The 8090-nt window shown below is 62.6% G+C and carries 6 protein-coding genes; 5 read left to right on the top strand and 1 reads right to left on the bottom strand.

Translation table 11 applies throughout. The features are described from left to right. Positions 1-189 precede the first annotated feature (189 nt). Together OJJ21_RS09830 and OJJ21_RS09825 are read left to right on the top strand one after the other, a co-directional pair. Positions 190-1152, top strand: coding sequence for a glycosyltransferase (locus tag OJJ21_RS09830; RefSeq protein WP_297685666.1), 963 nt, complete (start codon positions 190-192; stop codon positions 1150-1152). Then, positions 1142-1588 (top strand): GtrA family protein, encoded by a 447-nt coding sequence (locus OJJ21_RS09825; protein ID WP_297685664.1) that lies wholly within the window; start codon positions 1142-1144, stop codon positions 1586-1588. The genes OJJ21_RS09830 and OJJ21_RS09825 overlap by 11 nt, the downstream gene beginning before the upstream one ends. Here the strand turns inward: OJJ21_RS09825 and OJJ21_RS09820 are convergent. Further along, the gene (locus tag OJJ21_RS09820; RefSeq protein ID WP_297685662.1) at positions 1534-2931 is read right to left on the bottom strand and encodes a glycosyltransferase family 39 protein; all 1398 of its coding nucleotides are present in this window, start codon (positions 2929-2931) and stop codon (positions 1534-1536) included. The genes OJJ21_RS09825 and OJJ21_RS09820 overlap by 55 nt on opposite strands. A gap of 325 nt (positions 2932-3256) precedes the next feature. Here OJJ21_RS09820 and OJJ21_RS09815 point away from each other — a divergent pair, with 325 nt between their 5' ends. From OJJ21_RS09815 to OJJ21_RS09805, 3 genes are all read left to right on the top strand, one after another. After that, on the top strand, positions 3257-3475 hold the full coding sequence (locus OJJ21_RS09815) for a hypothetical protein (RefSeq protein WP_297685661.1): 219 nt from the start codon (positions 3257-3259) through the stop codon (positions 3473-3475). Between the two features lie 298 nt (positions 3476-3773). Then, positions 3774-6197: a methyl-accepting chemotaxis protein gene (locus OJJ21_RS09810; RefSeq protein ID WP_297685659.1), complete on the top strand. Its 2424-nt coding sequence runs from the start codon at positions 3774-3776 to the stop codon at positions 6195-6197. Positions 6198-6400: 203 nt separating this feature from the next. Continuing rightward, a partial coding sequence (locus OJJ21_RS09805) for a methyl-accepting chemotaxis protein (RefSeq protein WP_297685657.1) occupies positions 6401-8090 on the top strand: 1690 nt, incomplete at its 3' end.

Raw genomic sequence — 8090 nt, 5'->3', positions numbered from 1 at the left:
GAGCACTACCTTGACATGGTAGGGGTCACAAGTTCGATCCTTGTACCGCCCACCACGCGCCTGCCTCCCCCTCAGAAAAACGCTTCGTTGATGGCGACAGGGTTCGCGGCCGACAGGCCGGCCCTTGCCTGTCGGCTCTTGCCTGAATGGGGGGGGTACGGTGAATATCGCCGCCTGACGAGGGGGATCGTGACCGTGACCGGATTGTACAAGGCAGGCCGGGAGGTTTCCCTGGCTGTCATCCTGCCCTGCCATAACGAGGCCGGCAGCATCGCCCGCGTGGTGGCCGACTTTGGCCGCGAATTGCCGACCGCGCGGATCTATGTGCTCGACAACAATTCAAGTGACGGCACCGCAGCTCTGGCGGCCGGGGCCGGCGCGTTGGTGATCACCGAGCGCCAGCAGGGCAAGGGCAATGCAGTGCGCCGCGCCTTTTCCGAAATCGAAGCCGATCTCTATATCATCGCCGATGGCGACGGCACCTACGACACGCGCCGCGCCAGCGAGATGGCAATCCTGCTGCTCGATGAGCATCTCGACATGGTGGTGGGCGTGCGCCGCGCCACCCAGTCCGGCGCCTATCGCGCCGGCCATCGCTGGGGCAACCGCCTGTTCAACGCCATCGTGCGCACCCTGTTCGGCAACCAGTTCAACGACATCTTCTCGGGCTATCGCATCTTCTCGCGGCGCTTTGTCAAAAGCTTTCCGGCACTGTCCACCGGTTTCGAGATCGAGACCGAGATGAGCGTGCATGCGATCCACCTTCGGCTGCCCACGGCGGAAATCGAAACCGACTATTTTGAACGCGGCGATGGCAGCGCCAGCAAGCTGAAAACCTATCGTGACGGCTTCCGCATCCTGCTCACGGTACTGAAACTGCTGAAAGCGATGCGGCCGCTGGCCCTGTTCAGCGCGCTGGCCGCCATTTTCTTCGTCATCGCGGCGGCGCTGGGCATGCCGATCCTGTGGCATTTCATAGAAACCCACACCGTACTGCGCATTCCCACCACGGTGGGCGTGGTCGGTCTGGTGGTACTGGGTGCCATCAGCCTGATCACCGGCATCATCCTCGACAGCATCATGCTAGCTGAAACCTCCTATAAGCGGCTATTCTATCTGTCGCTGCCGCCGACACGCCGCAATGACGCCTAACCTGCATATCAGGCTGGGACAACAAGCTGCCCGGCACGCCGACAAACTGCGGTTCCTGGTGGTCGGCGGCATCGGCTTCAGCGTCGATGGCGGATTTCTGCTACTGCTGAACGACTGCGCGGGCTGGTCGCCGCTGCTGGCACGCAGCATCGGTTTTCCCGTCGCCATCACCGTAACCTGGTGGCTCAACCGGATTTGGACCTTCCAGACCGATCGTAGCCAATCGATGCGGCGGCAATATGCATTTTATCTGGCGATCCAGCTTACCGGCATGGCAATCAACTTTTCCATTTTCGCCCTGCTGGTGCGAACGATGCCGTGGTTCGTGATTTGGCCGATTGCAGCCTTGGCGATCGGCTCGATCATGGCAATGTTTGTCACCTATATCCTGTCGCGCCGCATCGTCTTTGCCGCAACAAAGGCGCCACATGCATGAAGCGCGGCTGCAAGCGCCAACGCATAGGCCGGGACCAGCGCCAGATTGTAGCGCACAATGCTGACGGAGAGTTGCGCATTGACGCCAGCCATTATGAGCGCCGGCAGCAACAGCAGCAGCCACAACCGCCGCTGCTCGCCGCGCAGCAGCCAAATCATCGTCACAACCGAGGCCAGCAGACCGTACAGTCCCCATTTGCCACCGATAAACAGGCCGCGGAACGCCAACAGCGCAGTAACAGCAATATTCTTCAGCGGATCGTTGAGCGCATAAGCCTGCAGAATCTGCTGCTGCGCCTCGCTCGGGCTTAACTTCTGCATCGCCACCTGCAACACATCACGGCCGTAGACATACAAACTGGCCGGGCCCCATCCCAGTCGTGCGACGGCATCGGTGCCGAACAATTTTACCGCAATATTGTCGCCGAAATCCGGCAGATAGTAGATCCAGCCCATCCCCCATTCGCGCCAGCTCATCATGTTGAAGGCAAAACGGTGCGACAGGTTGCCGATGAGGTAATTCGGATCGGACATGATCCAGTGGCCAAGCTGAATATAATTCCGGAGCAGAAAGGCAGCGGTCGGCAAAGCAAAGCCAATCGCGAAGCTCATGCCCGTCAATGCCAGATCGCGACGACCGATATGCCGCCAGACAAAGGCAAATAGTAGCAGCAAGGTGAGCGGCCCAAGCGCCAGCCAAGAGGGTTTTACCAGCACGGTGAGGCCGAGAACGAGCCCGGCCAACAACCATCCGGTCCAACGCTGCGGCTGTTTCCAAGCCGCCAGCCATGCCCAGAGAAACAGGCCGGCCATGGCGATAAATAACGGCTCGCCCAGAACAAAGCGGCTGTATTGCCAAAGCTCCCGGCAAGGCAGCGCAACAAGCACGGCAAGCCAGGCGCGCACCGCATCCCCGGTGAAAACCAATAGGGCGATGCGATACAGGGCAAACAGAAAAATGGCCAATTCCGCAGCATACAGCCATTTGAGCGCTGCCAGTGGACCGGTACAGTCGGTTGCGGGAAACGCGTGCCTCGCAAAGCAGATCAGGCTCTGGCGAGTTGGCTCATGCAACCGGGCTGCAATCGCGATCTCGAGGGCGGTCAACAGCCCGCCCTGGCCAAGCCCCGGCTGCGGGGGCGTATGAGGCTGGTAGCCTTGGCCGGTAAGCGTCCCGAAGTCCGCTATGTTCAGCCCCATCACGACATAGCGCTGGGAATCTGGCTCCAGTGTCACCGGAACGGCAAGAATACGCAGGCCGATCAGGGCCAGGACCCCCAAAAGGCCGATCCCATGCAGAAAAAATTGCTTGGATTTGCGAGGGAAACGGTCCGCGATTTGCATCTCGTTCAAATAGCGGCAAAGCACTTTCGGCCGCAATGAGCTGCAAACCTGTTTCTAGCAGCAGCCACGACGGGTAAATCCATCCTCCCTATTCGCCAAAAAACCCGGAAAACCGGCTTTTTTATTTATACAATATTAAGCATACTGGCCCAACAGTCGGCGCATCGCTCAGGGGGATGCTGCTGCGGCGTCGACACAGGGGGAAGCAAGGCATGCCTGATACTGCTGTTGCGTCGCCGTTTTATGCTTGGAGTGGCTCTGTTTACCGAATCTCCCAGCCGCGCTGTGCTGCTGCGCAAGCCGAGAGGGTGGCAGAGCGATGAGCATGAGCCTCGAAGCTGTCATTCCAGTGGGAACGGTTTTTCTGGAATGCTCCCGTTTCGTCCCGCGCGCCGCGCAGGCGCGCTGGCGCGTCGAACGGATCGTCTCGCTGCCCAACCTGCCGGAACATGCGGCCATCCGTAAACTGGAGCCGGGCGGCGAAGAACGTCTGATCACTTTGCAGGCGCTGACCCAGAGCGACAAATACGCCCGCGAGAACTGATCCTGGCCGCAGCGCGGTTATCTCAGCCCGCTGTTTAACAGCCCCATCTCAGCCCGACATCGCAGCGGCTGCCATACGCGCATTGCGCGTGATGCGCATAGCATGAAGGCTCACTGCCGCTTCTGGCCGTAAACCGCGAGAATGCGCTCTGCACGCGGAATAATCTAAGAAAATCCTCCGCGGCCACCTGCGAAAAATTTAGGATTAATAGAAATTTTGTGTGCCCGATCAGACAGGCCTGTGCAATCGTACCCGTATTAATGGTATCGGCCCGCAGTTAAACGAGGGACATAAAACAATGCTGAGCCGCCTGCCACTCGTCACCAAAATCGCCCTGCTCACCGCCATCCTGATCGTGCTGACCGCGCTCGGGGTCGGCGGCGGCGCCATCCTGCAGATCCGCGGCGAAATCGCCGATCAGGTGATCGAGCGGCAGAATAACAGCTTGCGCACCCTGGCCGTGCTGGTGCGCAAGACCTTTCCCGATACCAAATTCGAGATCGATGCCCGCGGCCAGGTCGGGCGCGTCACCATGACCGCGATCCCCGATTTCACCGAGCATGTCATGATCGACGAGGTCGGCAAGGTGACTGGCGAAACCGCCACGCTGTTCCGCTGGCAGGATGCCGAGCAGGACTTCTTCCGCAAGACCACCAACATCATCAATGCCGAGGGCAAACGCGCCGTGGGCACGCCGCTGGGCAAGGCCAGCGCCGCCTATGCCCCGGTCACGCAGGGCCGCACCTATCTCGGCGAGGCGGTCATTCTCGGCAAGCCGTATTACACCATCTATCACCCGGTTTACGATCCGGCCGGCAAGATCATCGGCATCCTGTATGCCGGCGTGCTGAAAACCAACATCGAGGCTTTTGTCGACAAGATCGCCTGGCAGGTGCTGGTCACCGGCGCAATTGCCGTGGTCCTGGGCCTTGGTATCGCCATCCTGCTGACCCGCATGCTGCTGCGCCCGCTGCCGCAGATCGCCGGCTGGACCGAGCAGCTGGCGCAGTATGACATGGGCGTCGAGATCGGCTATCGCGACCGCCACGACGAAATCGGCACGCTGGCCCGCGCGGTGGAGGAACTCAAACAGACCTCGATCGGCGCGGCCCGGGCGCAGAGCGGTCTGGAGAATGTCACCGCCAATGTGATGATCGCCGACGAACGCAACACCATCATCTATTGCAATAATGCGGTGCTCAAAACGCTGAAGAATGCCGAGGCCGATATACGCAGGGATCTGCCGCATTTCAGCGCCGACGAGCTGATCGGCAAATCGGTCGATATCTTCCACAAGGATCCGGCGCATCAGCAAAAGCTGCTGGCCAACCTGACCGGCACCTATCGCGCCCGCATCACCGTGGGCGGCCGCATCTTCGACCTGATCGCCAATCCGGCGCTGAACAAGCGCGGCGAACGGGTCGGCACCGTGGTCGAATGGGCCGACCGCACCGAGGAAGTGCGGCTGGGCAATGAAGTGGTGGCCCTGGTGCAGAGCGCCAGCGACAACGGCTTTGCCGAACGCATCGACATGACAGGCAAGAGCGGTTTCATCAAATCGCTGGGCGATGCGATCAACACCATGTCAGACAAATGCCAGACCATGACCGGCGAGATTGCCCAGGTGATCGCCGCCATGGCGCAGGGCGATCTGACCCAGCGCCTGGGCAAGGAGTATCCCGGCATCTTCGGCCAGCTCAAGACCGGTGCCAATGCGATGGCCGAGCGCCTGCGCGACTTCGCCGGCCGCCTGGCCGATACGGCGCGCACGGTGCGCGATGCGTCTGGCGAGATTTCCTCGGGCAGCCAGGATCTGGCGCAGCGCACGGAATCGCAGGCAGCCTCCATCGAGGAAACGGCAGCCTCGATGCACGAGATCACCACGACGGTGAAACAGAATGCCGACAATGCCCAGGCCGCCAATCAGCTCGCCGTCGCGGCCCGCGACACCGCGGAAAAGGGCGGCGCCGTGGTGAGCGATGCCGTCGCGGCGGTGACGCAGATCGAGGCCAGCGCGCAGAAGATCAGCGACATCGTCGGGCTGATCGACGAGATCGCCTTCCAGACCAACCTGCTGGCACTCAACGCTTCGGTCGAAGCCGCGCGTGCCGGCGAAGCCGGCAAGGGTTTCGCCGTGGTGGCACAGGAGGTGCGTGCTCTCGCCCAGCGCTCGGCCAATGCCAGCAAGGACATCAAGGCGCTGATCAGCGCATCGAATGCACAGGTGAAGACCGGCGCCAGCCTGGTGAACCAGACCGGCGGCTCGCTGACCGAGATCGTCACGGCGATCAAGAAGGTGTCCGATATCGTCGCTGAAATCGCCGCCGCCTCGCGCGAGCAGGCCACCGGTCTCGATCAGGTCAACACCGCCGTCGGCAGCATGGACGAGATGACCCAGCGCAACGGCGCATTGGTGGAAGAAACCTCGGCCTCGGCCCAGGCGCTGGCCAATCAGGGCCGCCAGCTCGCCGATCTGGTCGGCTTCTTCAAACTTGAGGGCGGCAGCGGCATGGCGATACCGGCGGCCCCTGCGCCGACACCAAGGCCGGCACCCGCGGCTGCTCCGCGGCCGGCACCGACTGCAGCCCCGGCGGTCCGGCCGGCAGCCGCACCGAAGCCTGCCCCCGCGGCAAGGCCCGCAGCCGCGGCGCCACCCCCGGCTGCAAAGCCTGTCGCAAAGCCGGCGCCCGCTGCGGATGGGGACGACTGGCAGGAATTCTGAGCTGCCGCGCCGCTCTGCTGAGGTCCTGCGCATAGTCTGCGCATAAACGCGGCGCAGTCGCAGGCCCGACTCTCATAATACCTGTGGGTGTGCCTTAACCATGTTTTGATGGTCTTCCGCCACGGCGTCGACGGATGGGGGTTGCACGCAACATTGTGCAAGCGCACTCTATGTTTCAGTGGGGTTTGAGGGGGAGCGCAAGAATGCGTTTCGGAATTCGTCAGAAACTTTTTCTCGCCGTCGGCGTGATCGCCGCCATGGCGGTGGTTTCCAGCCTGATCTCGTTCGGCTTTTTCGGTCAGGTGCGCAATGCGCTCGGCCTGGTGACCGACCGCAGCCTGCCCGCTGTCAGCGCCGCGCTCACCCTGTCGGCACAAAGCGCCGATGTCGCCGCTTCGGCCCCGGCGCTTGCCTATGCCACCAACGATGCCGAACGCGCCACCGGTGTCTCCGTGCTGCAGGGCAAGCTGACCCAGATCACCCGCACGCTGGCCCAGGTCAAGGCCGCCGATGCGCCGGAAGAGCTGCGCAAGGAAGCCGAGGATTCCTTCATGCGGCTGTCGGATGCGATGGAGCGCATCGATGCCGCGGTGAAGGAGCGGCTGGCATTGAATGCCAAGCGCCAGGCGCTGACCAAGTCGATGACCGACAACCATGCCAACTTCCTGTTCCTCGCCCAGCCGGCGGTGGACCAGGCGGTGATGGACATGACGATGGAATTCGAGCTGGTGTCGCGCGCCACCGGCGCCGGCGCATCGGAAATGATCCAGAGCATTCTCGACAAGCAGGTGGCCGGCGCCCGCGCCATCCAGGATCTGGTCGCCAAGGTGAACCTGAGCGTCGGCATGCTGGCCGTGGCGGCGCAGGCGGACAGCCCGGAAACCGTCGAGCTGATCCAGGTCGACAATATCAATACCAAGGCGGAGATGCTGCGCAGCCTCGAGACCGTTGTCGCGGTTTATCCGAACAAGGAAATCGAGGAGATGGTGGCGGGCATCGCCCGGGTCAGCGAGGGCGAGAACGGTCTGTTCCAGACCCGCCTGATGGAACTCGCCGCCGCCCGCCAGGCGCTTGCCTCCCTCAGCGAAGGCCGCTCGGCCACGCTGGCGCTCTCGGATGCAGTCGACCAGCTGGTCGCCTCGGCCCGCGCCGATGCCGCCTCATCGTCGCAAGCCTCGATCGCTGCCATCAATATTGCACAGACCGTGATGGCGATCATCACCGCGATCTGCCTTGTCGCCGCGATCGGCATCGGCTGGCTTTACATCGGTCGTCGCGTGATCGATCCGATCGTGGCCACCACCGGCACCATGGGCCGGCTCGCCAACCGCGACTGGGACACCCAGGTGATCGGCACGGAACGCAGCGACGAGATCGGCGACATGGCCCGGGCGGTGCAGGTGTTCAAGGACCAGGGCCAGGAAGCGCAGCAGCTGCAGGAACAGATCGAAGCCGATCGGCTTCGCTTCGAATCCGAACGCAAGGAACAGGAAACCCTGCTGAAAAGCGCGGTGGGCGATATCGTCGCCGCCGCCAATGCCGGCCGCCTGAGCGAACGCATCGATACGAGCCGGATCGAAGGCGTGATGCAGGAGCTGGGCGAGGGCGTCAACACGCTGCTCGGCACGGTGGAACGCGCACTCGGCGACCTCGGCACCATGCTGCACAAGCTGGCCGATGGCGACCTGACCCATCGCATCCGCAGCCAGTATCAGGGCCTGTTCGCCACCCTGGCCGGCGATGCCAACCAGGTCAGCGACCGGCTGTCGGATACCATGAAAAAACTCGCCGCCGCGGCCGCGATGGTGCGGGATGCATCTGCGGAGATCTCGACGGGGAGCCAGGATCTGGCGCAGCGGACGGAGAGCCAGGCGGCGGCGCTGGAGCAGACGG

Origin of the sequence: Ferrovibrio sp., assembly GCF_025869515.1 — a bacterium.
Lineage (GTDB): Bacteria > Pseudomonadota > Alphaproteobacteria > Ferrovibrionales > Ferrovibrionaceae > Ferrovibrio.
Note: the sequence above shows the minus strand (reverse complement) of the source record. Positions and strands in the feature narration are given on the sequence as shown.